Here is a 19,669-nt window from a genome sequence, read left to right as displayed (position 1 = left end):
TGTTCACCAGCACTGACACCAAGCGCTGCTGGGACGGAACGAACATGAGCGGCAACCCGGCTAAGGAAGGAACGTACTATTACGTTGCCATCTTTAAGGATGTTGTCTTAAAGGGCTATGTGGAGTTGCTGAGGTAAAAAATTCTTTCTCCCATGAAAAATCCCTTCTCCCAAGCGGAAAGGGATTTTTTATTTTCACTTCTTTATCACCCCCAATTCCTTCGCCACTTTCGCAAAAGCCGCAATCGCTTTATCCAAATGTTCTTTTTCATGCGCGGCTGAAAGTTGCACGCGGATTCGCGCCTGCCCTTTCGGGACAACCGGATAAAAGAATCCAATCACATAAATTCCTTCCTGCAAAAGTTTGTCGGCAAACACCTGAGAAAGTTTTGCATCGTACAACATCACCGGAACAATTGCTGAATCTCCATCCTTGATTTCCAATCCGACTTTTTTAATTCCCGCTTTGAAATATTTTATGTTCGATTCAAGTTTGTCGCGCAGCACGGTGGTTTCACTCAGCATGTCAAGCACGGCAATGGTTGCGCCAACAATATGCGGAGCAAGCGAGTTCGAAAATAAATACGGGCGGCTTCTCTGCCGGAGCATATCCACAATTTCTTTTTTGCTGGCAGTGAATCCGCCCATCGCTCCGCCCAATGCTTTTCCAAAAGTTCCTGTGACAATATCCACACGGTGCATTACATTTTTCAGTTCTATTGTTCCGCGTCCTGTTTTCCCTATGAAACCGCTGGCGTGACTTTCATCTACCATCACCATCGCGTTGTATTTTTCCGCGAGGTTGCAGATTTTATCGAGTTGCGCAACATATCCGTCCATGGAAAAAACTCCGTCAGTCACAACCATTCGGTATCGCTGCGCCTGCGCTTTTTTCAATTGCTCTTCCAAATCATTCATGTCTGAATTCTTGTAGCGGTAGCGCTGCGCTTTGCATAAACGAACTCCATCTATAATTGAAGCGTGATTCAACTCATCTGAAATAATTGCGTCTTCTTCTCCCAGCAGCGGTTCAAAAATTCCTCCGTTGGCATCGAAGCAAGCAGCATAGAGAATCGCATCTTCCTGCCCAACGAACTTTGCAATTTTTTCCTCGAGCGTTTTGTGAATATCCTGTGTGCCGCAAATAAAACGCACCGAACTCATTCCGTAGCCATGCGTGTCCAAAGTTTTATGTGCGGCTTCCACCACTTTCGGATGAGAGGAAAGCCCGAGATAATTATTCGCGCAAAAAATAATTACTTCCTTTCCGTTCACTTTCACTACAGCGCTTTGCTTAGTAGTGATGATGCGCTCGTGCTTAAAAAGTCCGCCTTCCTCGATGGACTTTAATTCTTTTTGCAAATGCTCTTTGAAATTTCCGTACATAGTTTTAATTTGAGAAGAAAGCAAATGTAAAAATTCTTCTCTGCGAACTCTGCGTCTCTGCGTGAAATATCTTTTAGTTTTGCCTTATGAAAAAAATAATGCTCCTTGGTTCAGGCGAACTCGGAAAAGAATTTGTGATCGCAGTTAAGCGCCTTGGCGCGTATGTTATCGCAGTAGATTCATACAATAACGCCCCTGCACAGCAAGTCGCGGATGAACGCGAAGTAATTCCGATGCTTGACGGCTATGCGCTCGATGAAATTGTTGCTAAGCAAAAACCTGATATTATCGTTCCGGAAATTGAAGCGATACGCACAGAGAGGTTTTATGATTATGAGAGGCGAGGAATACAAGTTGTCCCTTCAGCGCGTGCGGCAAATTTCACGATGAACAGAAAAGCGATTCGCGATCTGGCAGCGAAAGAATTAAAACTAAAGACCGCGAAATATTCTTACGCAAAAACTTTAGATGAATTTAAGAAAACAATTTCCGAAATAGGGATTCCTTGTGTGGTGAAACCGCTGATGAGTTCTTCGGGCAAAGGACAATCGGTTGTGAAATCCGAAAGTGATATTGAAAAATCATGGAACTATGCAATGAGCGGCACACGCGGAGACATTAAAGAAGTGATAGTGGAAGAATTTATAAAGTTTGATTCAGAAATTACGTTGCTCACTGTCACACAAAAAAATGGCAAGACACTTTTCTGTCCGCCTATTGGGCACAGGCAAGAGCGCGGAGATTATCAGGAAAGTTGGCAGCCGCATCCGATGAGTGCTGCTCATTTGAAAGAAGCGCAGAACATGGCAGATAAAGTTACGCGCTCACTGACAGGAGCAGGAATCTGGGGCGTTGAATTTTTTCTTTCGAAAAAGAACGGAGTTTATTTTTCTGAACTTTCGCCTCGCCCGCACGATACGGGAATGGTTACGCTCGCAGGCACGCAAAATTTTTCTGAGTTTGAACTGCACGCGCGCGCTGTGCTCGGGCTTCCCATTCCTGAAATTATTTTGGAAAGAGTGGGAGCGAGCGCGGTGATTCTTGCTTCAAAAGATGGAATCAATCCTAAATTTTCAGGAGTTGAAAAAGCAATCACGCAAAAGCAAACCGACATCCGCATTTTTGGAAAACCAACTACGCGCCCTTATCGCAGAATGGGTGTTTGTCTGGTGTGGGATAAAAAATCTGCGGATGTAATGAAAGTAAAGAAGCGCGCGATAGAGAACGCGAAGAAAGTTAAAGTGGATTCACTGTAATCGTCTGTGATAATTCACCTGCCCGAGGTGATAATTCAAATGTCCGTAAAGAATAAAAAGTATTTCAAGAGTCGGCCGGATTTTTTCAAGAAAAGGAATCGGGAAATCTTTTTTCAAGTCCACATCAGATAATTTTGGAAAAGTTGTTTTCACAACTTCAAGCGCTTCATTCAATCCTTTCAATAAATTTTCTTTCGAAACATTTCTTTCAGAAAATTCTTTATCCCGCTCCCGAACATAATTTGTTTTGCCAAGCTGTGCCCCAATGAAGTGTTTTAAATTCCCGGTGATGTGAAGAGCCAGCATGCCGGGAGAATTTTTTATTTCTCCTTTCAACACCCATAAATCATTTTCATTTTTGTAAAGAGAAATTTCCTCTTTCAATTTATTAATGTCTTTTTCGAAATGAGCGAGTAAAAGTTGTGAATTCATTTTATTGCATTTAATTTTATTTCTTCTACTATACTTGGGTCGAGAAGCGTTGATGTGTCTCCTAAATTTGAAAAATCCCCCTCAGCAATTTTTCTCAGAATCCTGCGCATAATTTTTCCGCTGCGGGTTTTCGGAAGACCTTTCACGATTTGAATTTTATCCGGCTTGGCAATCGCTCCCATAAATTTTGTAACGGTATCCGTAATTTCTTTTTTCAATTGTTCAACATCCTTTCGTTCAGCTCTTGGAATCACATACGCGTAAATTCCCCAGCCCTTTATCTCATGAGGAAATCCGACTACTGCGCTTTCCACAATATCCGGATGCTGGTTGATTGCATTTTCAATTTCTGCGGTTCCTAATAAATGACCTGAAACTTTTATCACATCATCCACTCGGCCGGTGATTCGGTAATATCCGTTTTCATCTCGCCTGCATCCATCCCCAGTGAAATAATAATTTTTGAATTGAGAAAAGTACGCGTCAAAACAACGCTGATGGTTTTTGTAAGTAGTGCGAATCATTCCGGGCCAGGGAAATTTCATGCACAATCTTCCCTCCACATTATTTCCCGAAAGTTCATTTCCTTTTTCATCCAGCAGAACGGACTGAACTCCCGGAAGAGGAAGCGTTGCGAATGAAGGTTTTGTTTTTGTAATTCCAGCGAGAGGAGAAATCATAATTCCTCCAGTTTCGGTTTGCCACCAAGTATCTACGATGGGACATTTTTTCTTTCCTATATTTTCGTTGTACCAGTTCCACGCTTCTTCGTTGATGGGTTCGCCAACCGTTCCGAGAACTCTGAGTGAATCTAATTTATATGGTTTCACAAAATCCAATCCCATTGCTTCGAGCGAACGGATTGCAGTTGGCGCAGTGTAAAAAATATTCACTTTGTATTTATCAATCACATGCCAGAATCTTCCTGCATCGGGATAAGTGGGAATTCCTTCGAACATTAATGTAGTTGCGCCAGCGAGCAGCGGACCATAAACTAAATAAGAGTGGCCTGTAATCCAACCCACATCCGCGGTGCACCAGAAAATTTCTCCGGCATTATATTGAAAAACATTTCTGAAGGTGTAGTCCACATAAACCATGTAGCCAGCAGTTGTATGCACAACTCCCTTTGGTTTTCCTGTGGAGCCGGAAGTATAGAGAATGAAAAGCATATCTTCGGAATCCATTTCTTCTGCTCGGTAGAAATCTTCAAGGTTTTTAAAACCTTGAAGATTTTTTATTTCATCATGCCACCACACATCTCTTCCGTTTTGCATTTTTACTTCGCAGTTAGTTCGCTTAAGCACAATAACTTTTTTTACAGAAGGACAAGTTTGTAATGCTTCATCAATGACACTTTTCAGCGGAATATCTTTTGCTCCGCGGAAAGCGCCATCGGCAGTGATAACAATATTGCAATCCGCATCGTGAATTCTGTCTGCCAGCGATTGAAAAGAAAATCCACCAAACACAACGGAATGAATAGCGCCAATGCGCGCGCAGGCGAGAACAGCAATCGCGAGTTCGGGAACCATCGGCATGTAAATACAAATGCGGTCGCCTTTCTTCGCTCCGTTATTTTTCAAAACATTCGCAAAGCGGCAAACTTCTTCGTGCAATTCTTTATAGGAAATTTTTCTTCCTTCTTCGTTCGGGCGGTTGGGTTCCCAGATGATTGCAGTTTGGTTTGCTCTATCCTTTAAATGTCTGTCCAAACAATTTTCAGTGATATTTAATTTTCCTCCAATGAACCATTTTACATTCGGCTCGGAAAAATTCCATTCGAGAACTTTATCCCATTTTTTTTTCCACAAAAAATTTTCTGCCTGCTCCGCCCAGAACTGTTCGGGATTTTCTACCGAGCGTTTGTACTCGGATTGATATTGTTCGAAAGTGGTGATGCGATTCATATGTGCGGATAACTAATTACTACGAATCTACGAAAAGAAGAAAAACTGCCAACCGCTCTTAAATGGCACTGAGTGGAACCATCTGCTGTTTGTCCGGGTCCCAGATTTTCAGGCGAAGGCATTTGACAATATCGGAAGGCCAGAGCGTGGTGATTTTCGGATTCTGAAGTTCAGGAATCGCTTTCATTACTTCGGGCAAACGGTAAAAAGGAATTTTGGAATTCAAGTGATGAATGTGATGAAAGCCGATGTTCGCGGTGACCCACTGCCAAAACGGATTCATCTTCATGTACGATGAAGATTCAAGCGAAGCGTGCTCGTAACTCCATTCAATATTATTTCTGAAAGTTACTCCGGGAAAATTATGCTGCGCGTAAAAAAGATACGCGCCAAATCCGCAGGCAATGGAAAACGGAACGAGGATGGCAAGCACCCATGTAACCCATCCGAAGAAAATAATTGTGAGCGTAATAAACGCTACGTGAAGTATGAGCGCAATCAGCGAATCATAATGCCTGCGCGGGCTCGACATGAATGACCAGAAACACATTCCGTAACTGAAAAGGGTGAAATATCCGAACAGCATGTTGAGCGGATGGCGGATGGCAAGATACTCTCTGCGTTCTGCCGGAGTAGCAGTCATAAATTTTTGTTTGGAAAAAATCGGGTACGAACCGATGCTTGCGCTGAATAATTTTGAATTGTTGTTGTGATGATAATCGTGCGAGCGTTTCCAGATGCTCGTGGGCGCGAGCAGGTATAAACCGAAAAGTGAAAAAAGAATTTTTGCGGGAATGGATTTGTAAAGAATGGAATGATGCGCATAATCGTGATAAATTACAAAAGTGCGCGAGAGCATGAGCCCCGAGCAGACACTGCATAAAATGCGGAGCGCGATGTGAATGGGCTGAAAAGTTCCTGCGATAAAAAAAATGAGAAGGGAGAAAGCGGTGAGGACATGAAACCAGCTTATCCACCTTATTTCATGGGCGAAAGGTTTTGTTGCGAGTATAAGGTCTTTTCCTGTTCTCATAAATTTTCAGGGCAAATATATATATAAAATTAACTTTTCCGAATTTGGTTTTCAAGAATCGTCAACAGCAGCAAGTTAGTTTTTTGCAGGCCGTTTATGTTTCCATCTTCGGTGCGACCAAAGCCACGTTTCAGGATTTTTCCGGATTTCGGATTCTAATTTTTTCGTATGCAGTTGAGATATTTCCCCTTCCGAAGTACTTGCAGGATTTTCGCAAAGCATTTCGCCAGTCATTTCATAATACCCGCGCCTTATTTTTTTTACGTTGATGAATACAATCGGGTAATTCATTTTGCGCGAAATTTTTTCAGTGCCTTGAAACACAGGTGTATCCTGGTTCAGAAAAATTGTCCAGTACGCAGATTCAGGCGGAGGCGTTTGGTCAGCGATGAACGCAGTAGCGGAAATTATTTTTTTATTGGATACCATATCACGGAAGGTGTTTTTCATTTCAATAAGTTTTGTTCCGAAGCGCGTGCGCATGCCGATAACCAATTTGTTGAAATATTTATTTTCCAACGGATGATAAATCACATAGAGTTGTTGCCTGCATTGAAGAGAAAAAGTATTTCCTCCCCATTCCCAGTTTCCCAGATGCCCGAGCACAATGATGATGTTTTTCTTTTCATCAAAATATTTCTGCATGAGTTTTGCGGATTCCTCATTCATCCGGCAGTGCTTCAGCATTGCTTCTTTTGAAATGGTAAGCGTTTTGAAAGTTTCCAGAAACAAATCGCAGAGGTAGCGGTAAAACTTTCTTCGAAGTGTGCAAATTTCTTTTTCAGATTTTTCAGGAAAAGAATTGCGCAGATTTTGTGTAACCACTTTTTTCCGGTAGCCGATTACATAATAAATGAGCACAAAAACAAAATCAGAAAATAAATAGAGCAAGGGGAAAGGCAGAATTGAAATCAGATAAAGAAAGGGAAGTGCTAAATAAAATCCGATTGCCTGCATGAAAAAATTAATTGTGCAAAGATAGAAGCAAATCAGTTTCTCTTGAAGAGGAGACGCGCACCTTTTTTTATTTCATTAAATTTTCCTTCTGCATAGGCGAGATTTCCATTCACAAATGTATGTGTGACTTTTGAATGAAAAGTTATTCCCTCGAATGGAGACCAACCGCATTTGTAAAGAATATTTTTTTTGTCAACCGTCCACGGAGAATTCAAATCCACAATAGCGAGGTCTGCAAAATAACCTTCGCGGATATAACCGCGCTTTTCAATCTGAAAACAATCTGCCAATGCGTGAGACATCTTCTCCACTACTTTTTCTATCGTAAATTTTTTCTGATGCACAAACTCCAGCATTGCAACTAATGAATGCTGAATCAGCGGTCCGCCTGATGGCGCTTTGAAGTACGATTGTTTTTTTTCTTCGAGTGTGTGCGGGGCATGGTCGGTGCAGATGACATCAATTTTATTTTCGAGAACTCCGCGCAGTAATGCATCTCTGTCTTTTTTTGTTTTGATGGCGGGGTTCCACTTAATCAAATTTTTTTTCGCCTTGTAATCTTCTTCCGAAAACCAGAGATGGTGCACACATGCTTCTGCAGTAATTCGTTTTTCTTTTAAAGGGATTTTGCTGTCAAACAATTCTAATTCTTTCGCTGTTGAAATATGCAGGATGTGCAAACGAGTATTATATTTTTTTGCGAGTTCAACAGCAAGCGAGGAAGATTTATAGCATGCTTCTTCGCTTCTGATTTGCGGGTGGGATTCCACCGGAATATTTTCGCCATACTTCGCTTTATATTTTTCTATGTTCGCGCGGATGGTTGCTTCGTCTTCGCAATGCGCTGCAATAAGAAGTTTGCATTTTGAAAAAATATTCTCAATCGTGGTTTTATTATCCACCAGCATATTTCCGGTGGAAGAACCCATAAACACTTTCACCCCGCAGACATTCCGCGGATTTGTTTTCAGCACTTCGTCAATGTTATCGTTGGAAGCGCCCATGTAAAAAGAATAATTTGCCAATGAAACTTCCGAAGCGCGCTTGTATTTTTCTGCAAGCAATTTTTGCGTGAGTGCATTCGGAACCGTGTTGGGCATTTCCATGTAGGAAGTAACACCTCCCGCAATTCCCGCTTTTGCTTCGGTATAAATTTCTGCTTTGTGGGTTAATCCCGGCTCGCGAAAGTGAACCTGGTCGTCAATGATTCCGGGAAGAAGATATTTTCCTTTTGCGTCAATAATTTTTTCTGCGGAAGATTTTATTTCCGTTTCGGAAATCTTTGAAATAATTTCTCCATCAATCAAAATATTTCCGTGGAAAACTTTTCCTTCATTTACAATAGTTGCATTCGTGATTAGCGTTTTCACTTCCGCACAATTTTTTTGAATCGCATCTGCAGAACTCCCCAGAATGCCTCCTTAAAAATATTCATGCTCATTTTTGAAACGCCTTCTGTTCTGTCCTGAAACGTGATGGGTACTTCCGAGATTTTAAAACCGAGTTTATGCGCGGTGTATTTCATTTCTATCTGGAAAGCATAGCCCGTAAATTTTATTTTGTCGAAATCAATCGCTTCAAGAACTTTTCTCCGGTAACATTTGAAACCTGCTGTTGTGTCGCGCACGGGAAGGCATAAAATCATCCGGGTATATAACGAAGCGCAAAAGGAAAGCAAAATTCTTTTTCTGTCCCAGTTTTTTACATTGCCGCCTTTTACATAGCGCGAACCCACTGCAACATCCGCGCTTTTCATACATGCTTCGCGAAGGCGGATTAAATCTTCGGGATTGTGTGAGAAGTCGGCATCCATTTCAAAAATATATTCGTAAGATTTTTTTAGCGCCCATCTGAAACCGTGAATGTAAGCAGTGCCGAGGCCTTGCTTTCCTTTTCGTTCTTCAATGAAAAGTTTATCCTGAAATTCTTTCTGAAGGTTTTTTACAATCTCTGCCGTTCCATCGGGCGAACCATCATCCACAATCAAAAGATGAAATGGTATGGAAAGCGAAAAAACTTTCCGCACCATCTTTTCAATGTTTTCTTTTTCATTGTAGGTTGGAATTATGACGAGCGAATCTGACATGACGATTATTAAACGCAATAATAACGAAATAAAAGCGAAATCATTTTATCGCCCTGTTAAAAAATGTGAAGAATGAAATTGCTATACTGAGAGCAGGTTTTTTAGGGATACTTTCTCCTCTACAACCTGCGCCACTTGAGCAATGGGAATTCTTTCCTGTTTCATGCTGTCGCGGTGGCGGAGAGTAACGCAGTTGTCTTTGAGCGAATCGTGGTCAATGGTAATGCAGAACGGAGTGCCGATGGCATCCTGCCTGCGGTAGCGCTTGCCGATAGTATCTTTCTCCTCGTAATAACAACGGCAAACTCGTTTGAGTTGGTTAAAGATTTCCATTGCTTTTTCCGGAAGGCCGTCTTTTTTTAAATGCGGAAACACTGCCACTTTCACGGGCGCAAGGGGAGGAGGAATTTTTAAAACAACGCGCTCGGTTCCTTCTTCTCCTGCGGCTTTCTCTGTAGAAATTTTTTCTTCTGTGTATGCAACCGATAGAATTGCAAGAAACATCCGGTCAAGACCGATGGAAGTTTCAATTACGTACGGAATATAACTTTTATTTAATTCCGAATCGAAGTATTGCAATTTCTTTCCGGAATATTTTTCGTGCGATGATAAATCAAAATCGGTGCGTGAGTGAATTCCTTCAATCTCTTTGAAGCCGAACGGAAAATTAAATTCAATATCACAGGCGGCATTCGCGTAATGAGCAAGTTTGAGATGATCGTGGAAGCGGTAATTTTTTTCTCCGAAGCCCATCGCGTGATGCCAGTTCAATCTTTTTTCCTTCCATTCATTATACCAATTCATTTCTTCACCTGGGCGGACAAAAAATTGCATTTCCATTTGTTCGAATTCGCGCATGCGGAACAAAAATTGCCGAGCCACAATTTCATTTCGGAATGCTTTTCCGGTTTGCGCAATGCCGAACGGAATTTTCATTCGTGCCGAGCGCTGAACATTTAAAAAGTTTACAAAAATTCCCTGCGCGGTTTCAGGGCGCAGATAAATTTTATCCGAATCATCTGCCACTGAGCCCATTTGCGTGGAGAACATTAAATTGAACTGGCGCACATCCGTCCAGTTGCGAGTGCCTGAAACAGGACAAACAATTTCGCAGTCAATAATTATTTGTTTTACTTCCGCTAAATCATTTTTCTCCATAGCGGATTTCATCCGTGCGTTTATCTCATCGGCTTTTTTTCTGTACTCGAGCACGCGCGGGTTGGTGTGGCGGTACATCTTCTCATCAAACTTTTCTCCGAACCGCTTCGATGCTTTCTCGATTTCTTTTTCAATCTTGTCTTCAATTTTCTGAATGTGCTCTTCAATCAAAACATCGGCACGATATCTTTTCTTCGAATCCTTATTGTCAATGAGCGGGTCGCTGAAAGCATCCACATGCCCGCTGGCTTTCCAAACGGTGGGATGCATAAAAATGGAAGCATCAATGCCTATAATATTATCGTTCATCTGCACCATTGCCTTCCACCAGTATTCGCGGATGTTATTTTTCAATTCAACTCCATAAGGTCCGTAATCATACACAGCGCCAAGCCCGTCATAAATTTCAGAGGAAGGAAAAACAAAACCGTACTCCTTGCAGTGCGAAATAATATTTTTGAAAAGTTCTTCTTGTGTCATATTAATAAGGAAGCAAAAATGAGAAATAAATTTGAATGAGGAACGTTCCGTGAAAATTGAAGTAGAACTTATTTTCTTCTCGAATCCAAAAATGATTGGATGGTTGTCCTGCTCATAATCACTCGCGCACCTTCTCGGATTTTTACAAATTGTTCGCGCAGCGTGCAGTTTTTTTCGCTTTTGCAGTCATTGCATTTCTCATAAAAGTTCAGCGAAACACAGGGTACAGGCGCAATGGCGCCATCAAATAATCTGTACACATCCGCCATAGAAATTTCTTTTGGCTTTTTCACTAAAAAATATCCTCCGCCAATACCCTGCTTGCTGTTCACCATTTTAGCGCGTTTGAGTTCAAGAAGAATCTGCTCGAGAAATTTTTTCGGAATGTTTTCTGTTTTTGCAATGAGACGCGTTTTCAAATATCCTTTGCCTTGTTTCATTCCCAACTGCACCAGGGCTTTCAGCGCATATTTTGTTCTCATTGAAATCACAGCGAACAAATATAACAATTATTGAATTTAGAGTTAGCCGGTAGAAATTTGACTTTCCATAAATGCAATTCGGGCTCCAAATATTTTTCTTTTTATGTCATAATTTTCCCCATGAAAGTAAAAGAAAATAAATCTAAAATTCAAAAATCGGGAGGCAAATGAAAATTCAAATCTAACAATGAAATGGTTGTGTTTTCGGGTAGGTTGAAATACATTTGCTTTGAAAATAAATCATCAACCACAAAATAATTATCATGAAACAAAATTTTATTCTTTCAGTCATCGCCACTGTTTTTTTCATCCTGGCGGCAATTTGTTTTTCTTCCGGCATTTCAAAAGCGCAATCACTTACTTACTCGCAGGTAACAAGCAGCGGGCTTTCGGCTGTAACTTTTGAAATGGGCTACACCGAAATTGAACTCGGAGATGTGGATGGCGATGGCGACCTTGACATTGTTTCCATTGGTGACCATGGAAGCCCGAACATAAACGCAACCGAAAGCGGTGTGATGGTTTGGAAAAATAACGGAACCGGAACTTCATGGTCGCTCACAAAAACCGGAAGTTTCGGATACGGAGGTATTGCGCTCGGTGATGTGAACAATGACGGCAAGATGGATATCGGTTATGCGATGCATCACAATTATTCGGGAAATGATTTTGGCGACCAGTTGATTGAAGTCGCGCTCGGAAATGGAACAGGAAATTCATGGACTCCGTATGATGATTCTCTCGCAACGAACGGAGAAACGTATGGAATGTTCGGAATTGATTTTGCCGATGTGAACAACGATGGCTTGCTCGACCTCGCATCTAATTCGTTCGGCTGCTGTTCGGGCATACATATATATAAGAACAACGGAAACGGAACCTGGACGCAAACCGATGGCGCAAACGCAGGCAATTCTCACGAGTGGGTGAAGTTTGGTGATTTCAATAACGATGGCAATGTGGATTTGGCAACAGCGAATGAACTCGGAGTGTTGTGGAGCAACAACGGTGCAGGATTTTTTACTTCGATGGAAAACGGCTACCTCGGTGATTACTGGGCGGAGTTTGATATTGCCGATGTGAACAACGATGGCGCGAAAGATTTCGGAGTAGTGAGCAGTGCCGGTGATGCTAAAGTTTATTACTACGATAAATCACAAAACAAATGGATAAGCATTTCAAACGGGCTTCCGCAAAGCAACTGCATCGGAATTTCTTTGAACGATATGGACATGGATGGAAACACAGATGTGATTTTATGGAATGCGGGTTCTGTTGTAATATATAAAGGAGATGGATTCGGGAACTGGACGCAGGCAGGTTCATTCGCAATTCCTGAAACTCAATTGGCTTCTTTCCGCACCGGTGATTTAGATCATGACGGTTATCCTGATATTGTTTACATGGCGAAAACTTCTGCAAGCAACAGCAAAAATATGCTGAGAGTTTATTTGCACACCGTGGCGAATCCAACATTAACTATTCTTCCGGTAAATCCAAAAGGGTTTGAATGTTTTTCTCCAAACTCTGTTCAATTTCTAAACTGGCAGAGCAGTGTTCCATCGGGGCCGAATGCAACTGTAACAATTGAATTTTCTTCTGCAGGAAATTCCGGTCCATGGACAAATGTTGCAAGCAATCTTCCGAACAATGGCACATATCAATGGACAGTTCCCGCTGTAAGTTCATCGAATTGCTTTTTGAAATTCACAATTACAAACGGAAGCAATACGCAGACAGTTATCACAGCAAACGCTTTCGGAATCGGAACCTGCACCAATCCTCCTCCTACAGGAGTGGAGGAATCATTGAATGTAAATTCGTTTGATGTGTATCCAAATCCGATGTGCTCGCAGGGCTATGCGCACTTTCAGCTGGAAAAATCTTCAGATGTGAAAATAAACATCACGGATGTTCTTGGAAAAGAAATTTCTGTTTTAGTGAATGAAGCACTTTCCGCAGGAAGTTATAATCCGGAAATTCCTGTTGAGAATCTTGAATCGGGAATTTATTTCTGCAATATGAATGCAGGCGGAACAACTTTGGTGAAGAAAATAGTAGTTGTGAAATAATTTTTTGCTGCGCGGTTTTTGCTATTCTTTAACTATTTTTTTTACCACCGAGCTGCCGTCCTGAGAAATAATTTTCAGAAAGTAAATTCCGCTCGCTGCATTCAGGTTTACAGTTTCCGGTTTGCTGCATGAAATTATTTTTTTTGAATATACTTTTTCACCATATGAAGTATATACTTCTATTTCTTTAACCTGAAACTTAAAACCAGAAACCTGAAACTCTCCGGAGGATGGATTCGGAAAAATAGAAACGCTGGCATTGTCAGAAATCTCATTCACACCGGTAGTTTGCGGAACAATATGGCTGTAATAAACATCTTCTTCCCCGTTCAATGTATTTGCCCAGGCAAGATGCGCGCCTGTATTGTCGGATTCCATATCAAAGTAATCTCCCATTTTATTTTGGTTCGGATAGCCGGTGTGCGGGTCGAACAAGGAAGATAATTTTTCATTCGGAGACCACGTAACGCCCTGGTCGGTGGAATAAGAATAATACAGCGCTGATAAATCGGACAAAGTTGAATCATCGCGCGTGTCGAGCCAGATTATATCAATTCTTCCATTGGGCGCAACCGACATTGTTGCCATCCATTGCGTGTTGGTGCTGGAAACGTCATCATTTATTTTTTGTGGCGCACTCCATGTGTTTCCTCCATCCGTGCTTTTTGAAAACATAACATCTGCCGGGTCTGTTGCGGTGGTGATGGATGCTGCCACATACACATTATCTTTTCCCGGTCCGTTCGAGCGGTCCACATCAATGTTTGCCTGCCCGAGCAAGCCGGCAGGATTTATTGTAGTGCCGGCATTCAGAGTGCCGTTCAAATTTATCCACACGGGAGGGCTCCAACTGATTACCGATGCGGGAATTTGTGCATTCAAAGATTTAATCACTTCCATGTTGCCGTTATCATCCGCTCCTGCAACATATAGTTCTCCGTTGTTTCCAATCGCCATGGAGTTCCAGTAAGAAGAATCAGTTGCATCGGTGCAGTTTTCATAACTGTTTCCTCCATTGGTTGAACGGGTAAAATATCCGGGAAGGCAGGTGCTATATGAAGAAGTCCAGAAGGAATAAATATTTCCGCTTCCAACTCCTGCTGTGCGGTCAATCGCCATCCATTGCTTGTCGCCACCGCCTGCATTGGTTCCCGTATTCCACGAAGCGCCACCATTCGTGCTTATAAAAACTTTGCAGGCAAAACTGTTTGTTAAACTGTTGTAATAAAATTTTCCGTTGGAGTCATAATCCAGCACAGGGTCGGAACGGAAAACGCCTGCTTCAATTTTTCCGGGAAACGTCCAGCTTGTTCCTGCATTGGAAGAATAACTCCAGCCCGCCTGCCTGAAATTGCTGCTCACATTGTCGAACTGCCTCCAGCCAATTACAATTTCATTCGGGCTTGCCGGGTTCAGCGCAATGTTTGGTTCATTGCCGGCATCGCCCGAAATATTTTGTCCGCTTCCATTCACATTCACCTGGATGGTAAAAATATTGCTGTTGTTCACCTGCAATTTTGTTTTGCCGCGGCCGGTGAACTTATAGGCAGGAGATGTTTTCTGATTATTGAATGCATTGGGAAGATAGGGGTTATCCAATTTTTCACTATGAAGTTGCTTTTTGTTTTCATGTGCGCCCGGAAGATAGGCATCGTCCATCGTTTCACGATGAACTTTTTTTTGCTGGCAAAAAGAAAATACCGGATTCAAACAAGCAACTATGGAAATAAGTGTAATTAATTTTTTCATGATGTGTTTTTATTTAACAGACATTACAATTATCGTGCGCGTTTTGAAGCGAAGACAAAGGTAGAAGAATTAATTCTTTTTCCAAAAGTTTAGAAATAATTTCTAAAATTTCTCCGAACACTTTTCTACCTTCGCGCCATGAATTTTTCACTCAAAGATATTCTCACCATCACCATGATTTTATTCGCGGTGATTGATGTCATCGGCTCGCTTCCCATCCTCATTGATTTAAAAAGCAAAGTGGGAAAAATTGAAAGCGGAAAGGCAACACTCGTTTCAGGCATCATCATGATTGTTTTTTTATTCGCGGGCGAAGGCATCCTGAAAATTATAGGCATTTCAGTAAATGATTTTGCAATCGCGGGTTCGTTCATTCTTTTTTTCATTGCAATGGAAATGATTCTCGGCATCCGCTTTTTCAAAGATGATTCATCCGCAACGGCAAGCATTGTTCCCATTGCCTTTCCGCTCATTGCGGGAACAGGAACACTCACCACATTACTCTCTATCCGCGCTGAATTCAAAGATGTGGAAAATATTATTGTTGCCATTCTTATCAATCTCATTTTCGTTTACCTCGTTCTGCGCTATATGTATTGGCTGGAAAAAATTCTTGGGCCGGGTGGAATAAATATTCTGCGAAAAGTTTTTGGAGTAATTCTTCTGGCAATTGCCGTAAAATTATTCAGAAGCAATTTGCATATATAATAAAGAACAATTCTGCGGATTTGCCATTCCGATTGAAATAATATCTTTGCTCTGAATTAAAATAGAACCCATGAAATTATCCGAAATACAGGAACTCATCAAGTTTGTGGTGAAATCGGGCGCAACGGAAGTCACGTATGAAATCAAAGGTTTCAAACTGACGATTAAAGCGCCAGGAAAAAACGGAGGCGATCATCAGCAACACATTGTAGTGCAGGCACCGGTTGCAACTCCGGTTCAAACGCCCATCACTGTTTCTGCTGAAAAAAAATCTCCTGAGAAAAAGAAAGAAACTCCGGCTACTTCTGCCGATGAATCAAAATACATTACCATAAAATCTCCGATGATTGGAACTTTCTACCGTTCATCTTCGCCTGATAAACCTGCGTTTGTGAATGTGGGAGATGAAATTAAAAAAGGACAGACACTTTGCATCATTGAAGCAATGAAACTTTTCAACGAAATTGAATCGGAGCACGCAGGAAAAATTGTGAAAGTGCTCGTGGAAGATGCTTCGCCCGTTGAATACGACCAGCCGTTATTTCTCATCGAACCCAAATAAAAATTACGAAGTACCAATTACGACTTACGAATTAAATCGGTGAAATCTTTTTTCTAATCGGTGTAATCCAAAATGAAAATTGTAATTCTTTCCCGCAACACGAAATGTTATTCTACAAAACGACTTGTTGAAGCGGGAGAAAAACGCGGACACGAAATGCTGGTGCTTGACCACACAAAGTGCGTACTTGTGATTGAAAAAAATCGCCCGCACATTATTTACCGCGAACAGGAAGTGAAAGGAGTGAATGCGGTGATTCCGCGCATCGGAGCATCGGTAACTTTTTACGGAGCATCGGTAGTGCGCCAGTTCGAGATGATGAAAATTTTTACAGCAGTAGAATCGCAAGCGCTCGTGCGCTCAAGAGATAAATTAAGAAGTCTGCAACTGCTTGCGCGCGCGGGAATCGGAATGCCGAAGACAGCTTTTGCTTCTACTACAAAATATGTTGATAATCTTATTGAGCAGGCAGGCGGAGTTCCATGCGTCATAAAACTTTTGGAAGGAACACAGGGAATCGGAGTTATACTTGCTGAAACGCAAGCATCCGCAAAATCTGTCATCGAAGCATTTCTCGATGTGAAAGTGAATTTACTCGTTCAGGAATTTGTGAAAGAAGCCAAAGGCGCAGACATCCGCGCGTTCGTGGTGGACGGACAAATTGTTGGAGCAATGAAACGCCAGGGTGCGGAAGGAGAATTTCGTTCCAATCTTCACCGCGGAGGAAATGCTACCTCCATCAAACTTTCTCCGGAAGAAAAAACCACTGCCATCCGCTCTGCAAAAAAATTAGGATTAGGAATTGCGGGTGTAGACATGCTTCAATCCAACCGCGGACCATTAGTGATGGAGGTAAATTCTTCTCCGGGATTGCAGGGAATTGAAGGAGCCACCAAGGGAGATATTGCCGGAAAAATTATTGAGTATGTGGAGCGCAATGAGCACGTGGATTAAATAATCCTTCCTTTTATTTTTCTGTATCTTCGCTTCTCTCTATGAAAATCAACGGCAACATTATTTCTCTCGGAGAAAATGCAAAAGTAAATCTCAACGTATATTATCTTCCCACAGGCGCGAAGATGGAAATTCCCGTTCACGTTTTCCGTTCGAAGAAAAAAGGTCCCACGCTTCTTCTGCAGGCAGGAATGCACGGAGATGAAATCAATGGAATAGAAATCATCCGCAATCTTCTCAAGGAAAAATATTTTGAAAACCTTGAACGTGGAAGTGTGGTGGCGATTCCGATTGTGAATGTGGTTTCATTTCTGAACAGTTCGCGCGAACTTCCCGATGGAAGAGATTTGAACAGATGTTTTCCGGGAACAAAGCGCGGTTCGCTCGGAAGCCGGATTGCATACGATATGATTCACAAAATAATTCCCCAGATAGATTTCGGAGTTGACTTTCACACAGGCGGTCATGAGATAAATAATTATCCGCAGGTGCGCTGTGTGTTTGACGAACCGAAAAGCGTAGAACTTGCAAAAGCGTTTGGCGCTCCCTTCATTTTAAATTCTCCTTACAGAGATAAATCACTTCGAAAAGAATCTGCTAAAAAAGGAAAACAGATTTTGGTTTATGAATCCGGTGAATCCAATCGTTTCAATACAATTGGAATCACAGAAGGAATAAACGGTTGCCTCCGTCTTTTGAAAAGTTTAAAAATGCTCGATGTCAGTGCACCAAAATCCCAAAGCATAACGCTCAATGATTCTAAATGGATTCGTGCGAGGATTTCAGGATTGTTTCGCACCACAAAAAAATTCGGAACGTTTGTAGAGAAAGACCAACTCATTGGCACTGTAAGTTCTCCCTATGCAGATTTGGAAAAACAACTCATTGCGCCAACGGATGGATTTCTTATCGGCATAAATAATAAACCCGTGGTGAACGAAGGCGATGCGCTCATTCATATCGGAACAGAATAAATACAAAGAGGCAGTAAGCAGTTGGCAGTAGGCAAGAAATACAAATACAATGCAACCCGATTTCAAAAAACAAAAATTAATTCCTGCAATTGTTCAGGATGCGAATACAAATGTTGTGCTCATGCTCGGCTACATGAACGAAGAAGCATTTGCAAAAACTCAAAAAGAAAACCGCGTTACATTTTTCAGCCGCAGCAAAAATCGTTTGTGGACGAAAGGAGAAACTTCCGGAAATTTTCTGAATGTGAAAAAAATTTTACTCGATTGCGACAACGATACAATTCTCATTAAAACAAATCCTGTTGGTCCCGCTTGTCACTCCGGAAGCGATACTTGTTTCAACGAAAAAAATTCTGAAAACTTTTTGTCAAAACTCCAGCAGATAATCAAAGACAGGAAAAATAATCCTTCAGAAAAATCTTATACCTCTTCTCTTTTCAAAGAAGGAATAAATAAAATTGCGCAGAAAGTTGGTGAAGAAGCTACGGAGGTCATCATTGAAGCAAAAGATAATGACTCCGAAAAATTTAAAAACGAATCAGCCGATTTGCTTTTTCATTTGCTTGTTCTTCTCGAAGCAAAAAATATTTTGCTGGATGAAGTGATTGAAGTACTTGAACGAAGACATAAGTAAATTCATAGGGAATTACTCTCCCTTCATCGAAATGGTTTTGCATATTGCTTAAAAATATTTATCTTTGGTGTGAGGAAAACAAATTATATTTGCTTTCCAAAATATTGCGGGGTAGAGCAGGGGTAGCTCGTTGGGCTCATAACCCAAAGGTCACAAGTTCGAATCTTGTCCCCGCTACTAAAACAAAACCTCTGAAGGATTTCTTCAGGGTTTTTTTTTAGCAATCTCACTTACTTCATAAAGTTCGGTTTAAACGTCATCATCAAATATGCCCGGTTCTGAGTTTCAGAATATTTCCTTCTTTAATTGCCTGAGTGGTTTCAGTTGCCAGCATTTGAGAATATTCTATTTGCAAAGTGAATGATGGGTTAAAAATATACCAAAGCAAATCGACTTTCCGAAACTTGATTTCACCACAGTACGAATCTTTTACGAACTTACGAAGTACGAACACTTCGTGGTTCGCAGGTTCGTATTTTTTTCGTACTTCGATGGAATTCGCAAACCTGACTGCCTTCGGAATAGCAAAATATTCTCTAAAAATTTGCATATTTTTATTGTCCACATCAGTGACTTTCTGTCCCTTTTCCTGACAATAGTTGAAATCCTGCTGTTTTCGCGTTTCGGGACGATGAAAGTGTAACAAGTGACACGTCACCTGTACCACATTACACGTCACGCGCATCACATTACGCGTTACCTGTACCGCGTTACCTGTCACGGGATGCAGGTTACATGTCATCCGTACCATATTACAGGTTACGGTATGCAGGTTACACGTTACCACGTACTCGTTACGCGTCATCTGTACTGCGTTACTTGTCACGGGATGCAGGT

At 41.5% G+C, this 19,669-nt stretch carries 19 protein-coding genes and 1 tRNA gene; 9 read left to right on the top strand and 11 right to left on the bottom strand.

What is annotated here, in order from left to right; translation table 11 throughout:
* The coding region (locus HY063_10140) for a hypothetical protein (protein ID MBI3502144.1) at positions 1-137 on the top strand (137 nt) is incomplete at its 5' end.
* Between the two features lie 57 nt (positions 138-194).
* On the opposite strand, the gene kbl is transcribed toward HY063_10140, so the two are convergent.
* A complete protein-coding gene (gene kbl, locus HY063_10135) occupies positions 195-1,385 on the bottom strand; it encodes a glycine C-acetyltransferase (GenBank protein MBI3502143.1) in 1,191 nt (396 codons plus the stop codon).
* Between the two features lie 98 nt (positions 1,386-1,483).
* Here kbl and purT point away from each other — a divergent pair, with 98 nt between their 5' ends.
* A complete protein-coding gene (gene purT, locus HY063_10130) occupies positions 1,484-2,641 on the top strand; it encodes a formate-dependent phosphoribosylglycinamide formyltransferase (protein ID MBI3502142.1) in 1,158 nt (385 codons plus the stop codon).
* Here the strand turns inward: purT and HY063_10125 are convergent.
* The 8 genes from HY063_10125 to HY063_10090 form a co-directional block, all read right to left on the bottom strand.
* A complete protein-coding gene (locus tag HY063_10125; GenBank protein MBI3502141.1) occupies positions 2,633-3,073 on the bottom strand; it encodes a DUF1572 family protein in 441 nt (146 codons plus the stop codon). The two genes, purT and HY063_10125, sit on opposite strands and share 9 nt — an antisense overlap.
* Positions 3,070-4,983: an acetate--CoA ligase gene (gene acs, locus HY063_10120; protein MBI3502140.1), complete on the bottom strand. Its 1,914-nt coding sequence runs from the start codon at positions 4,981-4,983 to the stop codon at positions 3,070-3,072. Before acs ends, HY063_10125 begins: the two co-directional genes overlap by 4 nt.
* A gap of 58 nt (positions 4,984-5,041) precedes the next feature.
* Entirely contained in the window at positions 5,042-6,016 is a 975-nt protein-coding gene (locus tag HY063_10115; protein MBI3502139.1) for a fatty acid desaturase, read from the bottom strand.
* A 75-nt stretch (positions 6,017-6,091) separates the two neighbouring features.
* A complete protein-coding gene (locus tag HY063_10110) occupies positions 6,092-6,973 on the bottom strand; it encodes a lysophospholipid acyltransferase family protein (GenBank protein ID MBI3502138.1) in 882 nt (293 codons plus the stop codon).
* Positions 6,974-7,005: 32 nt separating this feature from the next.
* Positions 7,006-8,343, bottom strand: a complete 1,338-nt coding sequence (locus tag HY063_10105; GenBank protein MBI3502137.1) for a dihydroorotase — start codon at positions 8,341-8,343, stop codon at positions 7,006-7,008.
* Complete coding sequence (locus HY063_10100) at positions 8,340-9,059, bottom strand: polyprenol monophosphomannose synthase (protein MBI3502136.1); 720 nt, start codon at positions 9,057-9,059, stop codon at positions 8,340-8,342. Before HY063_10100 ends, HY063_10105 begins: the two co-directional genes overlap by 4 nt.
* A gap of 81 nt (positions 9,060-9,140) precedes the next feature.
* Positions 9,141-10,697, bottom strand: a complete 1,557-nt coding sequence (locus tag HY063_10095; protein MBI3502135.1) for a glycine--tRNA ligase — start codon at positions 10,695-10,697, stop codon at positions 9,141-9,143.
* Between the two features lie 68 nt (positions 10,698-10,765).
* A complete protein-coding gene (locus tag HY063_10090) occupies positions 10,766-11,179 on the bottom strand; it encodes an Rrf2 family transcriptional regulator (GenBank protein ID MBI3502134.1) in 414 nt (137 codons plus the stop codon).
* Between the two features lie 263 nt (positions 11,180-11,442).
* Between HY063_10090 and HY063_10085 the strand changes: the two genes are divergently transcribed.
* Positions 11,443-13,251, top strand: coding sequence for a T9SS type A sorting domain-containing protein (locus HY063_10085; GenBank protein MBI3502133.1), 1,809 nt, complete (start codon positions 11,443-11,445; stop codon positions 13,249-13,251).
* A 21-nt stretch (positions 13,252-13,272) separates the two neighbouring features.
* On the opposite strand, the gene HY063_10080 is transcribed toward HY063_10085, so the two are convergent.
* Positions 13,273-15,000 carry a T9SS type A sorting domain-containing protein gene (locus HY063_10080; protein ID MBI3502132.1) on the bottom strand — a complete coding sequence of 576 codons (1,728 nt, stop codon included), beginning with the start codon at positions 14,998-15,000 and terminating at the stop codon, positions 13,273-13,275.
* Positions 15,001-15,138: 138 nt separating this feature from the next.
* Between HY063_10080 and HY063_10075 the strand changes: the two genes are divergently transcribed.
* From HY063_10075 to HY063_10050, 6 genes are all read left to right on the top strand, one after another.
* Positions 15,139-15,708: a MarC family protein gene (locus HY063_10075; protein MBI3502131.1), complete on the top strand. Its 570-nt coding sequence runs from the start codon at positions 15,139-15,141 to the stop codon at positions 15,706-15,708.
* A gap of 70 nt (positions 15,709-15,778) precedes the next feature.
* Positions 15,779-16,270 carry an acetyl-CoA carboxylase biotin carboxyl carrier protein gene (gene accB, locus HY063_10070; protein MBI3502130.1) on the top strand — a complete coding sequence of 164 codons (492 nt, stop codon included), beginning with the start codon at positions 15,779-15,781 and terminating at the stop codon, positions 16,268-16,270.
* A gap of 72 nt (positions 16,271-16,342) precedes the next feature.
* A complete protein-coding gene (rimK, locus tag HY063_10065; protein MBI3502129.1) occupies positions 16,343-17,224 on the top strand; it encodes a 30S ribosomal protein S6--L-glutamate ligase in 882 nt (293 codons plus the stop codon).
* A gap of 41 nt (positions 17,225-17,265) precedes the next feature.
* On the top strand, positions 17,266-18,198 hold the full coding sequence (locus HY063_10060; GenBank protein MBI3502128.1) for a succinylglutamate desuccinylase/aspartoacylase family protein: 933 nt from the start codon (positions 17,266-17,268) through the stop codon (positions 18,196-18,198).
* Positions 18,199-18,247: 49 nt separating this feature from the next.
* Entirely contained in the window at positions 18,248-18,832 is a 585-nt protein-coding gene (locus tag HY063_10055) for a bifunctional phosphoribosyl-AMP cyclohydrolase/phosphoribosyl-ATP diphosphatase HisIE (protein MBI3502127.1), read from the top strand.
* Between the two features lie 105 nt (positions 18,833-18,937).
* Positions 18,938-19,009 (top strand) — tRNA-Met (locus HY063_10050).
* A gap of 85 nt (positions 19,010-19,094) precedes the next feature.
* Here the strand turns inward: HY063_10050 and HY063_10045 are convergent.
* On the bottom strand, positions 19,095-19,382 hold the full coding sequence (locus HY063_10045; protein MBI3502126.1) for a hypothetical protein: 288 nt from the start codon (positions 19,380-19,382) through the stop codon (positions 19,095-19,097).
* Positions 19,383-19,669 lie beyond the last annotated feature (287 nt).

Source organism: Bacteroidota bacterium, from assembly GCA_016195025.1.
Lineage (GTDB): Bacteria > Bacteroidota > Bacteroidia > Palsa-948 > Palsa-948 > Palsa-948.
The sequence above is the reverse complement of the archived record's forward strand: the minus strand, read 5'-3'. Positions and strand labels throughout refer to the sequence as shown.